This window comes from Flavobacterium aquicola, assembly GCF_003385115.1.
Classification (GTDB): domain Bacteria; phylum Bacteroidota; class Bacteroidia; order Flavobacteriales; family Flavobacteriaceae; genus Flavobacterium; species Flavobacterium aquicola.
This window is the reverse complement of sequence record NZ_QUNI01000013.1, coordinates 14223-33682: the sequence shown is the minus strand read 5'-3', so window position 1 is coordinate 33682 and position 19460 is coordinate 14223. Positions and strand designations below refer to the sequence as shown.

General features: G+C 34.0%; 20 protein-coding genes, 1 tRNA gene and 1 pseudogene. 9 read left to right on the top strand and 13 right to left on the bottom strand.

Annotation, left to right across the window (positions count from 1 at the left end):
* Positions 1–20: 20 nt before the first annotated feature.
* Together xerD and C8P67_RS17835 are read right to left on the bottom strand one after the other, a co-directional pair.
* Positions 21–917 carry a site-specific tyrosine recombinase XerD gene (gene xerD, locus C8P67_RS17840; protein ID WP_115814547.1) on the bottom strand — a complete coding sequence of 299 codons (897 nt, stop codon included), beginning with the start codon at positions 915–917 and terminating at the stop codon, positions 21–23.
* 82 nt (positions 918–999) lie between these two features.
* A complete protein-coding gene (locus C8P67_RS17835; RefSeq protein ID WP_115814546.1) occupies positions 1000–1590 on the bottom strand; it encodes an outer membrane beta-barrel protein in 591 nt (196 codons plus the stop codon).
* A 298-nt stretch (positions 1591–1888) separates the two neighbouring features.
* Here C8P67_RS17835 and aroQ point away from each other — a divergent pair, with 298 nt between their 5' ends.
* Together aroQ and C8P67_RS17825 are read left to right on the top strand one after the other, a co-directional pair.
* Positions 1889–2302 (top strand): type II 3-dehydroquinate dehydratase, encoded by a 414-nt coding sequence (gene aroQ, locus C8P67_RS17830; protein ID WP_115814545.1) that lies wholly within the window; start codon positions 1889–1891, stop codon positions 2300–2302.
* A gap of 85 nt (positions 2303–2387) precedes the next feature.
* Positions 2388–4862, top strand: a complete 2475-nt coding sequence (locus C8P67_RS17825; protein ID WP_115814544.1) for a DUF5686 and carboxypeptidase regulatory-like domain-containing protein — start codon at positions 2388–2390, stop codon at positions 4860–4862.
* A gap of 242 nt (positions 4863–5104) precedes the next feature.
* On the opposite strand, the gene C8P67_RS17820 is transcribed toward C8P67_RS17825, so the two are convergent.
* The 4 genes from C8P67_RS17820 to C8P67_RS17805 form a co-directional block, all read right to left on the bottom strand.
* Positions 5105–5971, bottom strand: coding sequence for a cation diffusion facilitator family transporter (locus C8P67_RS17820; RefSeq protein ID WP_115814543.1), 867 nt, complete (start codon positions 5969–5971; stop codon positions 5105–5107).
* Between the two features lie 119 nt (positions 5972–6090).
* The gene (gene murA, locus C8P67_RS17815) at positions 6091–7407 is read right to left on the bottom strand and encodes a UDP-N-acetylglucosamine 1-carboxyvinyltransferase (RefSeq protein ID WP_115814542.1); all 1317 of its coding nucleotides are present in this window, start codon (positions 7405–7407) and stop codon (positions 6091–6093) included.
* Between the two features lie 129 nt (positions 7408–7536).
* Entirely contained in the window at positions 7537–8244 is a 708-nt protein-coding gene (locus tag C8P67_RS17810; RefSeq protein ID WP_115814541.1) for a DUF4290 domain-containing protein, read from the bottom strand.
* Between the two features lie 2 nt (positions 8245–8246).
* Positions 8247–8543 carry a DUF493 family protein gene (locus C8P67_RS17805; RefSeq protein WP_115814540.1) on the bottom strand — a complete coding sequence of 99 codons (297 nt, stop codon included), beginning with the start codon at positions 8541–8543 and terminating at the stop codon, positions 8247–8249.
* A gap of 347 nt (positions 8544–8890) precedes the next feature.
* Here C8P67_RS17805 and C8P67_RS17800 point away from each other — a divergent pair, with 347 nt between their 5' ends.
* The 5 genes from C8P67_RS17800 (at position 8891) to C8P67_RS17780 (ending at position 13461) form a co-directional block, all read left to right on the top strand.
* Complete coding sequence (locus C8P67_RS17800) at positions 8891–9424, top strand: AAA family ATPase (protein ID WP_115814539.1); 534 nt, start codon at positions 8891–8893, stop codon at positions 9422–9424.
* Positions 9425–9477: 53 nt separating this feature from the next.
* Positions 9478–11373, top strand: a complete 1896-nt coding sequence (locus C8P67_RS17795) for a RecQ family ATP-dependent DNA helicase (protein ID WP_115814538.1) — start codon at positions 9478–9480, stop codon at positions 11371–11373.
* On the top strand, positions 11373–12320 hold the full coding sequence (gene fmt / locus C8P67_RS17790; protein WP_115814537.1) for a methionyl-tRNA formyltransferase: 948 nt from the start codon (positions 11373–11375) through the stop codon (positions 12318–12320). The genes C8P67_RS17795 and fmt overlap by 1 nt, the downstream gene beginning before the upstream one ends.
* Before the next feature lie 179 nt (positions 12321–12499).
* A complete protein-coding gene (locus C8P67_RS17785) occupies positions 12500–12772 on the top strand; it encodes an HU family DNA-binding protein (protein WP_077375548.1) in 273 nt (90 codons plus the stop codon).
* A 128-nt stretch (positions 12773–12900) separates the two neighbouring features.
* Positions 12901–13461: a YqgE/AlgH family protein gene (locus C8P67_RS17780; RefSeq protein WP_115814536.1), complete on the top strand. Its 561-nt coding sequence runs from the start codon at positions 12901–12903 to the stop codon at positions 13459–13461.
* On the opposite strand, the gene C8P67_RS17775 is transcribed toward C8P67_RS17780, so the two are convergent.
* Both C8P67_RS17775 and C8P67_RS17770 read right to left on the bottom strand, forming a co-directional pair.
* A complete protein-coding gene (locus C8P67_RS17775) occupies positions 13453–14292 on the bottom strand; it encodes an aminotransferase class IV (protein WP_115814535.1) in 840 nt (279 codons plus the stop codon). The genes C8P67_RS17780 and C8P67_RS17775 overlap by 9 nt on opposite strands.
* A gap of 54 nt (positions 14293–14346) precedes the next feature.
* Positions 14347–14739 carry an START-like domain-containing protein gene (locus C8P67_RS17770; RefSeq protein WP_115814534.1) on the bottom strand — a complete coding sequence of 131 codons (393 nt, stop codon included), beginning with the start codon at positions 14737–14739 and terminating at the stop codon, positions 14347–14349.
* 153 nt (positions 14740–14892) lie between these two features.
* On the opposite strand from C8P67_RS17770, the gene C8P67_RS17765 reads away from it, so the two are divergent.
* Positions 14893–14966: transfer RNA gene (locus C8P67_RS17765), tRNA-Met, on the top strand.
* Here the strand turns inward: C8P67_RS17765 and C8P67_RS17760 are convergent.
* From C8P67_RS17760 to mobA, 5 genes and pseudogenes are all read right to left on the bottom strand, one after another.
* Positions 14926–16035 carry a recombinase family protein gene (locus C8P67_RS17760; RefSeq protein WP_245980506.1) on the bottom strand — a complete coding sequence of 370 codons (1110 nt, stop codon included), beginning with the start codon at positions 16033–16035 and terminating at the stop codon, positions 14926–14928. The two genes, C8P67_RS17765 and C8P67_RS17760, sit on opposite strands and share 41 nt — an antisense overlap.
* A 284-nt stretch (positions 16036–16319) precedes the next feature.
* On the bottom strand, positions 16320–16493 hold the full coding sequence (locus C8P67_RS22375; protein WP_245980497.1) for a recombinase family protein: 174 nt from the start codon (positions 16491–16493) through the stop codon (positions 16320–16322).
* Positions 16494–16549: 56 nt separating this feature from the next.
* Positions 16550–16708 (bottom strand): hypothetical protein, encoded by a 159-nt coding sequence (locus C8P67_RS22180; RefSeq protein WP_170141487.1) that lies wholly within the window; start codon positions 16706–16708, stop codon positions 16550–16552.
* A 290-nt stretch (positions 16709–16998) separates the two neighbouring features.
* Positions 16999–18294, bottom strand: a complete 1296-nt coding sequence (mobB, locus tag C8P67_RS17755; protein ID WP_115814533.1) for a conjugal transfer protein MobB — start codon at positions 18292–18294, stop codon at positions 16999–17001.
* Between the two features lie 68 nt (positions 18295–18362).
* A pseudogene (gene mobA, locus C8P67_RS17750) lies at positions 18363–18721 on the bottom strand (conjugal transfer protein MobA); the annotation flags it as partial.
* Between the two features lie 168 nt (positions 18722–18889).
* Here mobA and C8P67_RS17745 point away from each other — a divergent pair.
* Positions 18890–19207 carry a DUF6922 domain-containing protein gene (locus C8P67_RS17745; protein WP_115814532.1) on the top strand — a complete coding sequence of 106 codons (318 nt, stop codon included), beginning with the start codon at positions 18890–18892 and terminating at the stop codon, positions 19205–19207.
* Positions 19208–19460 lie beyond the last annotated feature (253 nt).

Genomic DNA, 19460 nt, shown 5'->3' with positions numbered 1-19460 from the left:
CAATACTTTTATTACAATTATTACTTTCTGGGATGATAAGCATTAATAACTTCCGTTAAAAATTTCCTATCTAAATGAACATAAATCTCTGTAGTAGTAATTGATTCATGTCCCAGCATTAATTGAATAGAACGCAGATCGGCTCCATTCTCCAGCAAATGGGTAGCAAATGAATGTCGAAATGTATGCGGGCTAATTTTTTTATTTAGATTAATTTTTACAGTCAGATCTTTTATAATGGTAAAAATCATTGCCCTTGTTAATTGTTTCCCTCTCCTATTCAAAAACAGTGTATCGTCAAACCCTTTCTGAATAGTAAGGTGAGTTCTCACATTGTTTTTATAAATCTCAATATACTTTTGAGTCAGGTCTCCAATAGGGACAAAACGCTGTTTATTGCCTTTACCAGTAATTTTTATAAATCCTTCGTCAAAAAACAAATCGGATATTTTTAAAGCTACTAATTCGGAGACCCTTAAACCGCAGCCATACATTGTTTCCAATAAAGCACGATTACGTTCCCCTTCATTAGAACTCAAATCAATTGCCGAAATAATCGCATCGATTTCTTCCACAGCTAATGTATCTGGTAATTTACGCCCTGTTTTAGGTGACTCAATCAGTTCTAAAGGATTATCATTTCTAAAATCTTCAAATATTAAATAAGAAAAAAAACTCTTCAGACCTGAAATTATTCTTGCCTGAGATCTTGGATTTACTTCTTTGGAAACCGCGTAAATGAATTGCTGCAGTGATTCTTCATTGATAGTTATTGGAGAAACGGAAATCGAATTTTGACTCAAAAACAAACACAATCTTTCAATATCAAAAGTATAATTGTCAATAGTATTTTTTGACAAACCTCTTTCAATCTTAAGATAGGACTGATAACTTTTTAAATACGATTCCCAATTCATACCAACAAAGTAAAGACTTTTTTGCGCATAAAAAAACCTCCCGAGGTGGGAGGTTTAAATTTTTATAAACGTAATCTAAAAATTAGAATTTATAAACAAGGCCTAAAGTTAAATCATCAAGACCTAACCCTAACTCAAAAGAATTCGTAGCTTCAGCACCATCTGCATCTGGTTTAACAGAACCATAACTTAAAACTCCTATCGAAGCCTCGAATGCAAAATGTTTAGATATAAAGTAACTAACTCCTGGTGCAACAGCAACATTAAAACCATTAGCCTTTCCATCTTCTGTACCATCAATACCATCATCAAATTTTGCAGTGGCATAGTTAACTCCTAATTCTCCAAAGAAAGAAAAGTCAGAAGCTGGAGTAGCGTAATATCTACCAAAGACTCCAAATCCAAAAGCAGTAGTTTTTTGATCATCACCAAAATCATTTGTTTCTTTTAGTGATGTGTAACCAATTGTTGCTCCTACTGCAATGTTTTCAGTTGCAAAATAACCTACTTTTGGCGTAATATTTAATTCGCTTTCTTTTACATCTCCTGTTTTCACTGAAGAAACACCTACTGCTCCCGAAATGAATAAATCCCCTTTAGTAAATCCTTTTTCTTGTGCATTTGCGAATCCAAATGCTAAAACAGCAACAGCTGTTAAAATAATTTTTTTCATTTTTTTTTGTTTGTTATTAATATAACTACAAACGTACGAAATATTCACCAAAATTCTTTCATAAAATCTTAATTAAATGTTAAAATGTAATATAAATACTGTATATATTACAATGAAATTATTGCTAACAAAATGTATATCAATCCAATACAAAGAAGTAAAATTCTTAAAAAAACAACTAAATTCTTATTTTTAACAACAAAAAAAACATTCTTATATATTTAAATAAAATGATTCTTTTGTGACACTATTCTTCTATATTAAAACGAATTATTTATTTTTACAAAAACAAAAAATTATGAAAATTGCCATCCTTAATGGTCCAAACCTAAATTTACTTGGAAAAAGAGAACCGGAAATTTACGGCTCTCAAACATTTGAAGATTACTTTGAAATTTTAAAAGCCAAATTTCCTCAGTTAGAATTTGTCTATTACCAAAGTAATATTGAAGGAGAATTAATTGGTAAAATTCAGGAACTAGGATTTAGCTATGACGGAATAATTCTAAATGCCGGAGCTTACACGCATACTTCCGTTGGAATTGGCGATGCTATCAAAGCGGTTACAACGCCAGTAATCGAAGTTCATATATCCAATACTTATGGCCGTGAAAGTTTCAGACACCAATCCTATATTTCTGGAAACGCCAAAGGAGTCATTTTAGGTTTTGGCTTAAAAAGCTATGATTTGGCGATCCAGTCTTTTTTGTAATACTTTTATAGAAAATTTAACAGAATATCCTCGATATTCTCGTAACATACTTACAAAAAAGCGTCAAACATAAAAACTAAATTTTATGAAAAACGCTTTTTTGTACTTTTTACTCCTATTATCTTTTCATTCTTTTGCCCAAATAAAAGGCACTGTCACTGACGAAAAAGGAAATCCGCTTCCATTTATCAATGTTTTTGAAGAAAACACCTATAATGGAACAACTACAAATGAGCAGGGAAAATACCAGCTCCATTTAAAATCTACCGGCAAGAATAAAATTGTTTTCCAATATTTAGGCTTCAAAACTCAAAAAATAGCCGTTCCTATTGAGAATTTAACCCTACCATTGGATGTAAAAATGATTGAAGAGAACTTCTCACTCAACGAAGTAGTAATTACTACCAAAGATAATCCTGCAAATACAATTATAAAAAAAGCAATTGCCAGCAAAAAAGAAAACACCACCAAAACAGCACGCTTCAAAGCCGATTTTTATTCCAGAGGGATTTTTAAACTGAAAAATGCACCAAAAAAGATATTCGGTCAGGAAATAGGCGACATGGATGGCGCATTGGACTCTACCGGAACGGGAATCATATCACTTTCTGAAACGTTTTCTAAAATTATTTATGAAAAACCAAATAATCTGAAAGAAGTCGTTACGGCATCCAAAGTAAGCGGAGACAACAAAGGATATGCATACAATACTGCAAGATCTTCCTTTTATGATTTTTATGACAATACGATACGTTTTGGAATCAATATGGTTTCGCCTATTGCAGATAATGCCTTCAATTATTATAAGTATAAATTGGAAAGCACTTTTGTCGATGAAAACAACCAGACCATTAACAAAATAAAGGTCATTGCCAAAAGAGATAAAGAACCAGTTTTTGAAGGTTATATTTATATTGTAGAGAATTCTTGGGCCATTTATGGAATTGATCTAGACATAAAAGGCTACCGAATGAAAGAAGATGTTATCGATGTGATGACGCTGAAACAAAACTTCAGCTACAACGAAACCAATAAAATTTGGGCAAAAAGAACACAAAGTCTTGATTTCAGTGCAGGCTTATTTGGAATTAAATTCAACGGAAAATACACTTACGTTTATAACAATTATGAGTTTGTTGATTCTTTCGACAAAAAAACATTCACAAACGAGATTACCTCAGTTGATATAAACTCAAACAAAAAAGACACAGTTTTCTGGAATGCAAATAGACCCATCCCACTAACAACAGAAGAGATTACCGATTACATCAGGAAAGACAGTATCCACAAAGTCCGTAACTCTCCAAAATACTTGGATTCAATAGATAAAAAAAATAACAAGTTTAAGTTTCTCGATCCAATTACTGGTTATACATACAGAAGCAGTTCCAAAAAATTTTCTTTGGGATATAAAGGATTACTCGATCTAAGTTCCCTTAGTTTCAATACCGTGCAGGGCTGGAATTTCGATACTGGTTTCTCCTACTCCAACTGGAAGCAGGAAGAAAAAGGACGCCGAACCAACATTGATTTAAAAATCAATTATGGATTTTCTGATGACCGTGTCCGAATTAACGGAAAATATTGGCACCAATTCAATAATCAGAATTATGCCAATATACAAGTTTCCGGAGGAACTGCTGTCGCACAGTTTAACAGAAACGAACCTATCAGTCCTTTTATAAACTCAATAAGTACGCTATTTTTTAAGGACAATTACATAAAATTATATAATCTGGAATTTGCCAAAATAGAGTATGGACAGGATATTGCAAACGGCGTTAATCTAAGAGGAAAAATTGATTATGAGCAACGAAAACCATTATTCAACACTACAGATTATACTTTTATCAACAAAGACAAACTCTATTCTTCCAATAATCCTCTAAATCCGGACGATTATATAAATTCTGGGTTCGAAAAACACAGTTTGGCCAAATTGGATTTGACTGCTAAAATAAATTTCGGCAATAAATATGCTTCAAGACCAGACGGGAAATATAATATCCGTAACTCAAACTACCCTACTCTATATTTTGGACTTGAAAAAGGATTTGCCGGAACCGAAAAGAAATATGAATTTACCAATATCAATACACAGATTAAATACAGTCACACCTTTGGCAACAAAGGAGATTTTGGATTAAGCCTAAAAGCTGGAAAATTCTTTGATGCCGAAAATATTGCTTTTATGGATTATCAGCATTTCAATGGAAATCAAACCTATGTTGGCTTATCAGGAAATTATCTGAATGTATTTAATTTAATGCCGTATTACACAAACAGTACCAACGACAGCTATTTTGAATTTCACACCGAGCACAATGACAGAGGGTTTATAATGAACAAAATTCCGTTATTGAATCTGCTAAAATCAAACTTAGTTGTAGGCTATCATTTACTTGCAGAACCAAATATCAATCCGTATTCTGAGTATAGTGTAGGATTGGACAATCTTGGTTTTGGAAAATTAAAAATGTTTCGAATCGATTATGTGCGCTCCTATCAAAACGGATTTCAAAATGAAGGAGTTATTGTGGGAATAAAATTTATGAACTAAATCAAGATTATTTAATTCATTTGGGCGTGACCCTTCGTAAAAACTACGGGTCGGGCTTTCCGTTCCCGCTTTTTTTATCCCTTGAAAAAAAGGGATAAAAAAGAGCTCCACTGCAATCCCTCACGCGAGCAACTGCCAGCGAACAAAATTTGTGTTCAAATACAGAACTCTAAATCAAAACAGCAATAAAAAAACCAATACCTTTTTTGAAGGTATTGGTTTTTCTATTTTACAATCATTTTCTAATTCGGCTCAATATGAATTAATACATGACCAAGTTCCGGAATTTCCTCACGCAAAGTATCTTTGAGTTTATGAGATAAATCATGGCCTTCTTTTACCGTTATGGTTCCGCTTACACGAGCATGAAGATCAACGTGATATTTCATTCCTGCTTTTCGGATGAAACATTTTTCAGTATCAATAATACCATCAACCTGATGAGAAACCTGCCTGATTTCTTCAACCAAATCATCGTACAAATGTTCATCCATAATTTCCCCAAGAGCAGGTCTAAAAATCAGGTAACTGTTATAAAGTATAAATCCTGAAGCAAACAGCGCCGCCCAATCATCAGCAGATTCATATCCTTTTCCTAAAAACAATGCAATTGAAATTCCGACAAAAGCTGCAATCGAAGTCAGCGCATCGCTTCTGTGATGCCAGGCATCTGCTTTTAGGGAAGAACTGTTTGTTTCTTTACTTCTTTTCATCACCAATTGAAACGAATATTCTTTCCAGACAATAATAGCTCCAAGCACAAAAAGTGTCCACGGTTTTGGCAGTTCGTGCGGAGTTCGAATGTTCATTATACTTTCATATCCAATAATCGTAGCCGAAGTAATTAAAAATCCGACAACCAAAAAGGTAATTAAAGGCTCGGCTCTTCCATGTCCATACGGATGATTTTCGTCTGCCGGTCTGCTGGAATATTTGATACCAAATAAAACCAGAAGTGACGCAAAAATATCAGCAGTTGATTCGATGGCATCAGCAATTAACGCATATGAATTCCCGAAAACCCCTGCTAATCCCTTAATAAGAGCCAAAGATGTGTTACCGATTATACTAAAATAGGTCGCTTTTACCGCTTTTTCTACATTAGACATATTTCATTTTTTTATTGTAAGCACAATTTAAATTTCTAATTTACAACCCTAAATTCTGAACCTAAACTGTATAAAAAAACGCTTAAATTATTTTTAAGCGTTTTTTAAAATTATTATTCTTATTGTTTTTCTCGAACTATTTTGGCTCCAATTGCTCTTAGTCGCTCGTCTATGCGCTCGTAACCGCGGTCAATCTGCTCAATGTTTTGAATTGTACTAGTTCCTTTTGCAGAAAGCGCAGCAATCAATAATGAAATTCCTGCACGAATATCTGGAGAGGACATTGTAGTTGCTTTCAATACTGATTTAAAATCGTGTCCAATAACTACAGCTCTATGCGGGTCACACAGCATGATTTTAGCTCCCATGTCAATCAGTTTATCAACAAAGAACAAACGGCTTTCAAACATTTTTTGGTGAATAAGAACATCACCTTTCGCTTGAGTAGCAACTACTAAAACGATACTCAATAAATCAGGTGTAAATCCTGGCCAAGGCGCATCGGCAATTGTAAGAATTGAACCGTCGATATCTGTTTTTACTTCGTAACCATCTTTATGTTCAGGGATATAAATATCATCTCCTTGTTTCTCAAGGGTAATTCCTAATTTTCTGAATACGCTTGGAATAACTCCTAGATTTTCCCAGCTTACATTCTTGATAGTAATTTCACTTCTTGTCATAGCCGCAAGACCAATCCAAGAACCAATTTCAATCATATCCGGTAAAATTCTATGCTCACAGCCTCCTAATTTTTCAACTCCTTCAATAGTCAATAAATTAGATCCAACACCTGTGATTTTGGCTCCCATAGAATTCAGCATTTTACAAAGCTGCTGTAAATAAGGCTCGCAAGCTGCGTTGTAAACTGTCGTTCTTCCTTTGGCCAAAACTGCTGCCATTACAATGTTGGCAGTTCCTGTTACTGATGCTTCGTCCAATAACATATCAGCACCTGTAAGTCCGTCTGGAGCTTCTACTCCATAAAAATGGTCTTCTCTATTGTATCTGAATTTTGCACCAAGATTGATAAATCCTTCAAAATGGGTATCCAAACGTCTGCGTCCGATTTTATCTCCGCCTGGTTTCGGGATATATCCTTTTCCAAAACGAGCCAAAAGCGGTCCAACAATCATAATAGAACCACGAAGCGAACCTCCTTCTTTCTTGAAAGCTTCTGTTTCTAAGTATCCTACATTTACTTCATCACATTGAAAAGTATATGAACCATGCCCTAGTTTTTCTATTTTAACACCCAAATTCCCCAACAGCGTTATCAGTTTATTGATATCGATAATATCCGGGATATTGTTGATTGTTATTTTTTCTGGTGTTAAAAGTACTGCACATAAAATCTGCAGTGCTTCATTTTTTGCACCTTGCGGGATTACTTCTCCTTTTAAACGTGTTCCTCCTTCAATTTTGAAAACTTCCATGCTTTTGATTTAAGATTCTTTGACTTGCAGATTCTAATTTTCTAAAATTCTAGATTCCTAAGACATTGAACTAAAAGTTCCTATAAATCTTAGAAACTTAGGAACTCAGCGTCTTAGCTTCTTTTTTATTTACTTTTTTTGAAACGGCTTTTGTTTTCCGTTTTTATTATTCTTGTTGCTTTGAATTTTTGGCTGTCCTGCAGGACCAATTTTATTAGAAATCCTTTTATTGGTTCTTAATAAATCGGTAGTGTTTAATAGTTCTTCTGAGCTTTGCAGTAAATTCAGTTTCCCGTCAGATAACTCATAAAGGTGTTCAAAAATCACATCATCTTTTACGGTATCCTTGTTCCAGCTCAAATAGGATTTTTTCATGTGATTGGCAATAACTTTTACCAATGCACTTTTCATCTCGCCTTCCTCCCATTTATTGGCCACATCAATCATGTACTTTATATTATTTCCATAATACCTGTATTTTGGAAAGTTTTGCGGATATTTTAAAACATCTGGTTTAAGCTGCAGCACTTCCCTTGAAGGTATTGGATAAGGAGAATCGGCTTTTAATTTAAAATCAGACATTATAAAAAGCTGATCCCAAAGTTTATGCTGAAAATCGGGTACGTCACGCAAATGAGGATTCAGACTTCCCATTACCTGAATGATGTATTTTGCCGTTTTATTGCGTTTTTCATCATCTTCGATAATAGTAGCCTGCTCAATCAATTTTTGCAGATGACGGCCGTACTCTGGAATGATTAAATGCTCTCTTTCAGAATTATATTCCAAATTGAAAACTACATCATTCGCATTTTCTTTTGTATATTTTTCGATCATAATTATAAGGAGACTATACCTTCTATTGTGGATAATTCTTGGTACTTATTTATTACTTCCTGAGAATCTTTGACCGTTACATCTACTGAAACACTGGTAAATTTTCCGGTTTTAGATTTTGTTGTTTTGATTACTGCTCCCATACAATTGAAGGCATTTTCCACTTTTAGGATATTTTCTTCATTAGTTGGCACTATAAATTTAAACAAATATGGTGCAGGCCAAGAATTACTGTTATCTAATTCGGTTTTCAGTCTTTCGTAAAACTCAGCAGTCTTTTTTTCGTTGTCGTCGCTCATTCTTAAATAAAAATAAAGGCAAATATACGTTTTAGATTTTAGAATTTTGATTTTAGATTTAAGATTTAAGAATCAAGAATCAAGAATTTGGATTTTTAATATTTAATTTTCTCTTTTTTATCCTTTTTTATTTCCAAAAATGCCCTATCTCCCCTTCATAGCCCTGATGGGAGGGAAAATCCTTTTATTTTTTCTTTCAAAAAATAAAAGATTTGGAAGGACAGCAGGAATCCATTTTTACTAAAAAATCCTTATCATTCGCTCCTTAAGCAACAGCCTATTTTAGTCTTAAATATTCTTTTAAAATACCAATAAGTTTGAGTATTTTTGCCGTTTAATTTGAAAACGTGCAGAAAAAAATTATTGTTATCATTGGCGGCCCTGGTACGGGGAAAAGTTCTATTATAAAAGGTTTGGTAGCCAAAGGTTATTGCTGTTATCCTGAAATTTCTCGTGAAGTTACACTTGAAGCTCAAAAACGAGGTATCGAACAACTGTTCTTGGAAGATCCTTTATTATTCAGTCAAATGCTGCTTGACGGCAGAATCAAACAATTTAATGATGCGAGAAATGAACCTAATCAATGGGTTTTCATTGACCGCGGTATTCCTGATGTTGTTGCGTATTTAGATTATATTGGTGATGATTATCCTGCTCATTTTATTGATGCCTGCAACGAAAATGTATATACTAAAATTTTCATTCTTCCGCCTTGGGAAGAAATTTATGAAAGTGACAGCGAGCGCTATGAAAACTTTGAACAGGCAAAAAAAATACAAGAACATCTTACAGATACCTATAAAAAATATGGTTACGACTTAATTGAAGTGCCAAAAGACAGCATTGATAACAGAATTCTTTTTATATTAGATAAAATTTAGCAATTTATTGAATATTCAATATTGTAAATTAGTACGAATCTAAACAGAAAATAATGCCAACAGCATTAGAAATTCTTCAAAAATACTGGCAGCACAATACTTTCAGATCGTTACAAAACGAAATTATTGATTCGGTTTTGAGTGGTCATGATACTTTTGCGCTGATGCCGACAGGCGGTGGCAAATCGATTTGTTTCCAGGTACCGGCCCTTATGAATGAAGGGGTTTGTCTGGTAGTTTCTCCTCTGGTCGCATTAATGAAAGATCAAGTCGCCAATTTGCAAAAGCGAGGCATTAAAGCCATTGCTTTGACAGGAGGCATTAAGTCTGATGAGATTATTGATTTATTAGACAACTGTCAATATGGGAATTATAAATTCCTGTATGTTTCTCCCGAACGTTTACAGTCGGACTGGATTCTTGACCGAATAAAAAATCTTCCCATAAACCTTATAACTATTGACGAAGCACATTGCGTGTCGCAGTGGGGGCATGATTTTCGTCCCGCATATTTGAAGATTTCAGAATTAAAAAAACATTTTCCTAAAATTCCATTTTTAGCTTTAACGGCCACAGCAACTCCTCGGGTAAAAGAAGATATTATTACAGAATTAGGAATGCAGCATCCTGTTCAATTTGAAAAGTCTTTTGCCAGAAAGAATATTGCTTATATGGTTTTTGAAGTAGAAGATAAACTTTTTAGAATTGAACAGATTCTTAAAAAAAATCCACAGCCTTCTATAATATATGTTCGAAATAGAAAATCCTGCCTGGAGATTTCGTCTCAACTGCAAACTTTAGGCTTTCGATCTACCTATTATCATGGCGGACTTACTTCCAGAGAAAAAGACAAAAACATGCAGCTCTGGATGGAAGAAAAAGCGCAGGTTATTGTTGCCACAAATGCATTTGGAATGGGAATTGACAAACCCAATGTAAAAACGGTAATTCATATTCAGCTGCCTGAGAACATGGAAAACTACTATCAGGAAGCGGGACGTTCCGGCCGAAATGGAGAAAAAGCTTTTGCCGTTTTACTAACTGGAAAAACAGATCTTATTCAGGCTGAAAGTCAATTTATAAAAGTTTTGCCTGATAAAACGTTTTTGACGACTATGTACATCAAACTCTGCAATTATTTTCAGATAGCTTATGGAGAAGGAATAAACGAAGAATTCATGTTTAATCTGAATCATTTTTGCCATAAATATGATTTTCCTGCACTGAAAACGTTTAATGCTATGCGATTTTTAGACGGACAGGGGATTATCACTTTGTCTCAGGAATTTTCAGAAAAAATTACTTTGCAGTTTATCATTCCGTCCAAGGAAGTTATTCGATATACCAGTTTGAACCCTAATGATGAGGAGATTATCTTAACCATCCTCAGAACGTATCCTGGGGTTTATGAAATGCAGACCGCTTTTAATCTTCCGTTAATTGCAAAAAAATCACATCATTCGGAAGCAGAAGTATTGGGTGTATTACATAAATTAAAAGACAAAGAAATTATAGAATATCATTCGAAAAACAATGATGCCGTTTTAATTTTTAATGAAATTCGGGAAGATGAGTTAACTATCAACAAAGTTTCAAAACACTTATCTCGTCAGAACGAACTCAAAAAAGAGCAATTACAATCAGTATTGAAATACGTAGCAGAAAAAAACAGCTGTAAAAGCAAAATGATTCTGGATTATTTTGGCGAAAAAACAACTGTGAACTGTGGCATCTGCTCCTACTGCATCACCTTAACAAAACCCAAAAAAGACTTTAATGCTCTTTCAAAAAAAATAATAGACTTACTGCAGATTGAAGGCTTAAGTTCAAGAGAAATTCAAAACAAGACCAAAAATACTGCAGACGATATTATCTTTGTACTGCAGCAATTATTAGAAGATGATTTTTTAATAATTCAGAAAAACAACAAATACACTTTAAAAACCTAATGGAAAAATTAAGAATTATATTTATGGGAACTCCGGAATTTGCTGTTGGAATTCTGGACACCATAATCAAAAACAATTATGAAGTAGCTGGAGTAATCACAGCTGCAGACAAACCAGCTGGACGCGGACAAAAAATAAAATATTCGGCAGTAAAAGAATATGCTTTAGAAAACAATTTACATTTATTACAGCCCACTAATTTAAAAGACGAAGCTTTTCTGGCAGAGTTAAAATCTTTAGAAGCTAATTTACAAGTAGTAGTTGCCTTTAGAATGCTGCCAAAAGCAGTCTGGGAAATGCCAGCTTTAGGGACATTTAATCTTCATGCTTCATTGCTTCCTAATTATAGAGGAGCTGCGCCAATCAATTGGGCAATTATAAACGGAGAAACAAAAACGGGAGTTACTACTTTTTTCATTGATGATAAAATAGATACCGGAGCTATGATTTTGAGCAGTGAAACTGCAATTGACGATAATGAAAATGCAGGACAGCTTCATGACCGATTGATGGATCTGGGATGTAACACTGTTATTGATACTTTAAAATTAATTGAAAGTAAAAATGTAACCACAACTATTCAGAATGATGATTCAGATATCAAAACAGCTTACAAACTAAATAAAGAGAACTGCAAAATTGATTGGTCAAAATCTACAGCAGACATTCATAACCTAATTAGAGGTTTAAGCCCCTACCCTTCCGCTTGGTGTTATTTTGCAGATAAAGATCAGGAGTGGAATGTAAAAATATATGAAGCTAAGATTATTTTTGAAGAGCACAATCAGCCAATAGGCACTTTGATTTGTACAAAAAAAGAAATGAAGATTACATCCAAAGAAGGATTTATTCAAATACTAAGCTTACAATTTCCTGGAAAAAAGAAAATGTCTGCAGCAGAATTATTGAATGGCATTACTTTTTCAGAGAATGCAAAAGTATTCTAACATCAATAAAGACAGGGGTTAAGTGCATTTCTTTCAGAATTTTAGCCTACTTTATGAACAAAAAAAGCAAGTTATTAACAAAATAGGCTGATTTTGTACAAAACACTTGCACACTCCGTATTTCCTGCTAATTTTGTTCTATTAACAATTATTTTAACCAACAATTAACATCCATTATTATGAACAAATCAGAATTAATCGACGCTATCGCTGCAGATGCAGGAATTACTAAAGCTGCTGCAAAATTAGCGCTTGAATCATTTTTAGGAAATGTAGGTGGTACTTTGAAAAAAGGTGGTAAAGTATCTTTAGTAGGATTCGGATCTTGGTCTGTATCTTCAAGAGCTGCAAGAGACGGAAGAAATCCTCAAACTGGAAAAACTATTCAAATCGCTGCAAAAAATGTTGTAAAATTCAAAGCTGGAGCAGATTTAGAAGGAGCTGTAAACTAAATAATAGCTTATTTTATATAATTAAACCTTCCGATTGGAAGGTTTTTTTATGCCTTTAAACGAATAAAATTCAAAAAGTTTGGTTACTTTATTTAATTTTTCTTAAATTTAATTAAAAATGTAGCCTTATGATTTCAGAAAAATTAAAAAAAGGATATTTACTTATTGCTGAACCATCAATAATAGGAGACTTGTCATTTAATAGATCTGTAATATTATTAGCAGATCACAATCAAGATGGCTCAGTAGGATTTATTATGAACAAACCATTGAAATACACAATCAATGATTTGATTCCTGAAATAAATGCCAATTTCAAAATTTTTAACGGTGGTCCGGTAGAGCAGGATAACTTGTACTTCATCCATAATATTCCAGACTTGATACCTAATAGTATTGAGATCTCCAATGGGATTTATTGGGGAGGCGATTTTGATTCTACCAAAGATCTCATCAATACAGGTCAGATAAAAAAGGAAAACATTCGTTTCTTTCTAGGTTACACTGGATGGGAAGAAGAGCAGCTGGAAAAAGAGATGAAAGCCAACTCGTGGATTATTGCCAAAAATAATTATGAAAATAAAATAATCGGAAAATCAACTATCCATTTCTGGAAAGAACAAATTATGGAATTGGGAGGTGAATATCTTATTTGGTCCAACGCTCCCGAAAATCCTTATTTAAACTAAACCTAAACTTTTATTTAGTGCTGTTATTAAAGTTTTAGAAATTTCCGTTGAAAATTCTTTTTTTCTATATTTTGTAATTGGCTGAATTCCTTTAATAACATTAGTCACAAATAATTCATTTGCTTTTTGAAGATCAAAAGGAGAAATAATCTCTTCGACTACTTCAATGCTTTCTATTTTTTTTGCCAATTCTAAAACCTGCTTTCTCATTACACCATTCAAACAGCCTTCAGATACTGGAGGAGTAATTAATTTATTACCATTGAGCATAAAAATATTCCCCTGTAATGCCTCAACAACATTTTTACTGTCATTTAATAAAACACAATTATCTAGTCCATTTTCATGTGCATAAATGCTTCCTGTGACGTTTATCAAACGGTTTGTTGTTTTGATTGATGACAGCAATTGCTTAGTTATGTAAAAATCTTTATACAAATCGACTTCATACTCCTGCTCATTAAACAAATATTCCTTGCTCTCTAACGGAGTTGTCTTTATCAAAAATGAAACTGTATTATCTTGTGGCAAATAATACCCTCCATCGTTTCTATAAACTGTAATTCTAGCTCTGGAAGACGATTCAGTATTATTATTTTTAACCAAAGCAAGGATTTGCTCTTCAAAGTACTCTAACGTAAAATTCATTGGAATTTCCATTCGAATCACACGCATGGAAGACATCAGCCTAAAGTAATGATCTTCTAGAAACAGGATTTTCCCATTTACAACTTTTACAGTTTCAAAAACTGCATCACCATATAAAAATCCTCTATTCTGCACTAAAACATTTGCATCCTCAGATACAAATGCGCCATTAAAATTTATCATAAAAAAAAGCCTGAAATTAATTCAGGCAAATATAAGTTATAATATACAATTCTGCTATACCGAACCTATAACATGTTTCAGATCTGAAATTTGATTTTCCCACAATTGAGTAGCCTCTTCAAGTTCTTCTTTATGAGCAAAATCGACCACCATCAAAGAAACATCTTTAGTCAGTTCATCCTCCAAGATATTCAATTCAAAAAAATATTCGGTATCCTTATTATTTTCATCAACCCATCTAAACTTAACTTTCTCTCCCGATTTTTTGGAAGCCAGCCTAGCTTTTTCTTGGGAATCATTCCAAATAAAAGTAAAAAACTCACCGCGAGAATTTACATTGTCTGCAAACCATTCAGATAGGCCTGAAGGAGTTGAAATATATTGATACAATAATTGGGGGGAGGAATTTATGGGGAATTCGATTTCGTAACGCACTTTTAAATTCATGAATACATTTTTTTTGTTTGCGAAATATATAGATTATTACTTCAAAAAAAAAACCTTTTCAAAAAAAAATTTTTTTGTTCTTTTTTGCTTGCAAACTCTAATTATTGTTTTATATTTGCACCCGCATTCAGGGATAGAAAATATCCCGAATATGGCGAGGTAGCTCAGTCGGTTAGAGCGCAGGATTCATAACCCTGAGGTCACGGGTTCAACTCCCGTCTTCGCTACAAGACCGGACAAATGAGAAAACGACTCATTTGTTCGGTTTTTTTTATGTGCTAAACCCTTGTAAACAAAGGAAGTTTGCTGTGCAATCACATTAACTCTTGGGGTTCGATATGCCATTCCATCAAACAGCAATTTTTCGGGAAATATTGAATCTATTATAAACCTTTTTATCTCCATATTGCCCTCTTTATAAACGGTTGAGAGCTTAGAAAGTGTCTTTAAAACCATGTCCAGACTGTCTTTAATATCAAGTTTTTTTCGCTCTTGTAAGCAGGATGAAAGTTCAACTTCTAGCTCGTCAAGCCTTTTTTTACACTCTTCTTTCACTTCTTTATAATCATCTGCATCAATTTTTTCAGAAAAAAGCATATCCCTAGCTTTACCAAGCTTTACATTATAACTTTCAATCTCAACAGAAATAGCTTTTCGCCTATCGTCAAAAACCGAGGTGAATTTCAAATAATTAGCCTTTAAAACATCTTGCAATATATCTTTCATCACAGCAGGAAACTCATAATTAACCAATTCTTTCTCGAATAATGAATTTGCCATACTCGCACTTTTTCTGAAACCACATTTTGGAATACAGTGATAGTAATAATAAAGCCCACCTTTTGAACCTTTTGAAGCACTCCCCGTTAAATTTCTTCCACAGTCAGGACAGATTAAAAATCCGCGTAGCGGAAGATTATCATCTGAGAGTATTTTAACATTTGGACGTTCTTTGCGAATATTACCATCCATGATGCCTTGTGCTTTGTAAAAAAGTATTTCTGAAATTATTGGCTCGTGCTGTCCTTGGACAAGATACGCCTCCTCATCCTTATATTTAGGTATAAAGACTTTACCACAATAAACAGGATTTCGCATTGCAACATGAAATGCACTCCTACTCATCTTTTTACCTTTTTTATTCATTGCCTGCCTAACCTGATCAGCAGCTAATATTCCTTTAGTAATTTCATTAAATGCCCATCTTATATTACTAGCCTCTGGCTCCTTTAGTCCAATATACTTCTTACCATCCTCTTTACTTCGATTAACATACCCAAAGGGAGCAATCCCCATTACGCGTCCTTCTTTTTTTGCTCGGCGCATTCCATAGAATGTGTTTAGTGCACGCCTATCATTTTCAACTTCAGGAGCAGCAAGATATATCGCAAGCATCATTTTATTTTCAGGAATTGAAAGATCAAGGGGTTGCTCTACAGCTTGAGGCTCAATTCCTAATCCATTAAGGAGATTATCATCTGATAAGCATCTCCTGCATTTCTACTGAATCGATCCCATTTTGTAAAAAGAACAAAATCTGGTCTTGTTTTGCGATTTTTCACCTCGACAAGAAGTTTTTCCTATTCTGGTCGCTTGAACGACTTTGCAGAATGATCTTCAAATATGACTTTATTTACATGAATATGCTGGTTCACACAGAATCTACGCAAACGTTCATCCTGATCACGTTGGGAATACCCCTTATCAGCTTGTTCATCAGTGGAAACTCTGATATATAATATTGCACTTTTCATAACTTTAGTATATTTATAAGTACAAAGCTTAAGATTAACAGTATTAAGAATACAATTTATTTGAATTTAAAGTGCTTTTTTAGAACTAGATAAGTTAAACCATGCAAAAAATCAAGAATTAAAACCGCTTCCTCATAAGTAATATCCATACCTGCTTTTTTCATCCTATCAAAAGCTTCATCATAAGATATTTTTTTTATTTCAAACTCGTTCATCTCCACAATCATTATACTGTGCTGGATTGCATAGCAATCGAATGTAATACAGCTATTACTACACCAATCTATAATGACATACTGTGGACTCTTTTGACACTCAATGTCTTTCAATTGAAATCTATAATAAATCAATTAAACTCTATTGAGCATAAATGATTCATTACATTTTTTTAATTACCAGCAATTAAAAAAATCATAATAATGTATCCTATCAATTTTTTATATACGGCACATTGAAAATCATGTTTCATACATTTGATGTAAATTAGACATACTCAGTAACTAAATTAAAGCTTTGGTTTCCTACGCTTACTGTTTCGTTTGAGCTGATTAGCAAAAGTCATTTCTTGAAAATCTTCTCCTTGCGTTTGTGGTAGTAAGCTTCCAAATGTTTCAACAATACTGTTTTCCTTCCCGTTGTAACTCGTTTCTTCCTTCCCTAAAAAGCCAAACAGGCTGTGTGACTGACTTACATGGTCATCTGCAGGGAAATTTTCCTTGGAAGCTGAGCTGTTTTTTAAAGACAGATTTGCTTTATTGCCGTTATCCCACCAGTCGTTGAATATATTGGCAGAGAGGTTTTTACCTAAATCTGAGCCATTCCACACGGTTTTGGAAGCGTGGTCAATAAATGTAATACCATAAATACATCCTTGGGCATTACAGCGCAGTACTGTACTTATCCCTTGATTTATCAGCTGTTTTTTAAAATCAGTCTGGTTATCTGCAGTCTGCATGACCCGCTCAATTTTGTTTTTAACCGAATCCCTCACAGGATTATCTTTTAGTTTTTTTCTGCACTCAGCGTAATGGGAATTCAGTTGTACATAACCTGCACTTTTTCCAAACAGAGAAGCCTTGAAGGGATTGCTTGCTTTTTCTCCCTGTTTATTTAACGCAAAATACACCAGTCCCGCTCTAGTAATTCCGTTATATTCACCCCTGACTTCTTCAGCAGTAATATTGAAAAGAGAAAGCAGGGCATTGTATGTTCCGAAAGTCTGAAACGAATAATATTTTGGAAGAAGGCGTATTACAGAAGCCATCTGACTTTTTATATCGCCTGCCCTATAATCAACTGGTTTGAATATTTGATTTTGTGAATTTTCCTTTTTCTCCGTAGCTGAATGCAGACAGTATTCGCTTTCCAATGCTCGACAGACATCCATCGAACGTCTTTTCTCAAATTTATCGGAGATTTTCCTGCCTTCTTCATCCACGCAGACTGATACGATATGAATGTGGGTTCGCTCAATATCGGTATGTTTGAATAACACAAAGGGCTGTTGTCCATAACCGAGCTTTTCCAAGTAAGACTGGGCAATACTCTTATAGTCCTCATCACTTACTTTATCCTTCGGATCAGGATTTAGGGATATATGCAGTATTGGATTTTCAGTTTTTCTATTGGCTTCTAAGTACGGTTCAAAGGATTTCAGTATTTGACTAAGAGAATAACTGCCATCCGCTGTCTGGATTATTCTCTCTGCATGCAAAATCTGGGCATTTCCTGTTTCTACTTTGCTTTGATTATAAGCCAATGCCCCGTACAAGTTGCTTCCTCTTCCAATTTTCGCAATCATTCTTTCATGTGTTTTTCTTCAAATTCTGTAGTTAGCTGAATAATTTTTTGCGATAAAACAGCTAATTCTGCTGTTTGCTTTTCAAGGTTATACAGGTAGGCTGAAGCCTTTTTTCTGAAAAATTGCGGTATAGTATTTTTACAACCTGATTGTAATTTGTTCCCACAGCCCTGAACTGCCCAAATAAAGTGGTCAGGCGCATGTAATAATCCATTCCTGCTTTATCGATCTTCACTGTATTAATACCTTTTTGAAAAATACAGGCTGTAATAAAGTGTGCTATCACATTCATTTGTGAAGCTTCATACAATGACAAAAAACGGGCATTTTCCTCTGCTGTAAGACTAATTGAATAACGGTAAACAGCAGGATCTTTCTTGGGATGCCTGTCTCCTTTGTGTGGTTTTGTTTTACTGTTATTTTCCATAGCGGTTATTGACTATTGATATTAGTTACCAATATATTTTATTATCAGCTGTGATAAGCATTTATGGTAGTTTCTGGAAGTGTTCGGCTTAGTGTTTCTTAATAGAAAGAACATGTTTTTACAAAGCAAAAAATTGTATGAAACCCTAAAAATCATTATATTTAATGTATGAAAAAGACAAAAAAACACAACGAAATCCCCAATCTTCACCCCAAATTCTTTTGGGATTTTAATTTTGATAAGATTGATTGGGACGGAGGATATAAAATGGTAATTGCCCGCATTGTAGAGCGTGGCGGTCAGGATCAAATTGACAAAATAGTCCGTTTTTATGGTCGGGAAAAAGTGATTACGGCTGTCCGTGACGAAATTTACTTTCTGCCCAACTATGCCATTGAAGATGCCCTTAAATTCTTTCCTGAACTCAAAAAAGAGGAAATGTATTGTTATCTCAACCGCAAAGACAAACCCTATCACTGGATTTAGTTTCTATTTAGTGTTTGACTTTTGTACAGACAAATAAAAAGAAACCCAAGTTATGACGGGATTCTCAGATAAACCAAAAGACTACGGCATAATGTTTTGCTCGTTCCTCACAAACCACCCTTCGGGACTTATTCCGTTTCCTTTTGGTTTGTCTGAATCCCGTCAAGTGAAATTGCTTTCTTTTTCTTTTTTTTTGGTTTTTCTGTTTTCTTTTGAAATGTATTTATTGATTTAGATGTCTATAAAACAGTAT

What these genes read in the sequence shown, in the direction of transcription:
- xerD (WP_115814547.1), bottom strand. Translation starts at nt 917, where the DNA reads ATGAATTGGGAATCGTATTTAAAAAGTTATCAGTCCTATCTTAAGATT.
- C8P67_RS17835 (WP_115814546.1), bottom strand. Translation starts at nt 1,590, where the DNA reads ATGAAAAAAATTATTTTAACAGCTGTTGCTGTTTTAGCATTTGGATTC.
- aroQ (WP_115814545.1), top strand. Translation starts at nt 1,889, where the DNA reads ATGAAAATTGCCATCCTTAATGGTCCAAACCTAAATTTACTTGGAAAA.
- C8P67_RS17825 (WP_115814544.1), top strand. Translation starts at nt 2,388, where the DNA reads ATGAAAAACGCTTTTTTGTACTTTTTACTCCTATTATCTTTTCATTCT.
- C8P67_RS17820 (WP_115814543.1), bottom strand. Translation starts at nt 5,971, where the DNA reads ATGTCTAATGTAGAAAAAGCGGTAAAAGCGACCTATTTTAGTATAATC.
- murA (WP_115814542.1), bottom strand. Translation starts at nt 7,407, where the DNA reads ATGGAAGTTTTCAAAATTGAAGGAGGAACACGTTTAAAAGGAGAAGTA.
- C8P67_RS17810 (WP_115814541.1), bottom strand. Translation starts at nt 8,244, where the DNA reads ATGATCGAAAAATATACAAAAGAAAATGCGAATGATGTAGTTTTCAAT.
- C8P67_RS17805 (WP_115814540.1), bottom strand. Translation starts at nt 8,543, where the DNA reads ATGAGCGACGACAACGAAAAAAAGACTGCTGAGTTTTACGAAAGACTG.
- C8P67_RS17795 (WP_115814538.1), top strand. Translation starts at nt 9,478, where the DNA reads ATGCCAACAGCATTAGAAATTCTTCAAAAATACTGGCAGCACAATACT.
- fmt (WP_115814537.1), top strand. Translation starts at nt 11,373, where the DNA reads ATGGAAAAATTAAGAATTATATTTATGGGAACTCCGGAATTTGCTGTT.
- C8P67_RS17785 (WP_077375548.1), top strand. Translation starts at nt 12,500, where the DNA reads ATGAACAAATCAGAATTAATCGACGCTATCGCTGCAGATGCAGGAATT.
- C8P67_RS17780 (WP_115814536.1), top strand. Translation starts at nt 12,901, where the DNA reads ATGATTTCAGAAAAATTAAAAAAAGGATATTTACTTATTGCTGAACCA.
- C8P67_RS17775 (WP_115814535.1), bottom strand. Translation starts at nt 14,292, where the DNA reads ATGATAAATTTTAATGGCGCATTTGTATCTGAGGATGCAAATGTTTTA.
- C8P67_RS17770 (WP_115814534.1), bottom strand. Translation starts at nt 14,739, where the DNA reads ATGAATTTAAAAGTGCGTTACGAAATCGAATTCCCCATAAATTCCTCC.
- C8P67_RS17760 (WP_245980506.1), bottom strand. Translation starts at nt 16,035, where the DNA reads ATGGGGATTGCTCCCTTTGGGTATGTTAATCGAAGTAAAGAGGATGGT.
- C8P67_RS22375 (WP_245980497.1), bottom strand. Translation starts at nt 16,493, where the DNA reads ATGAAAAGTGCAATATTATATATCAGAGTTTCCACTGATGAACAAGCT.
- C8P67_RS22180 (WP_170141487.1), bottom strand. Translation starts at nt 16,708, where the DNA reads ATGAACGAGTTTGAAATAAAAAAAATATCTTATGATGAAGCTTTTGAT.
- mobB (WP_115814533.1), bottom strand. Translation starts at nt 18,294, where the DNA reads ATGATTGCGAAAATTGGAAGAGGAAGCAACTTGTACGGGGCATTGGCT.
- C8P67_RS17745 (WP_115814532.1), top strand. Translation starts at nt 18,890, where the DNA reads ATGAAAAAGACAAAAAAACACAACGAAATCCCCAATCTTCACCCCAAA.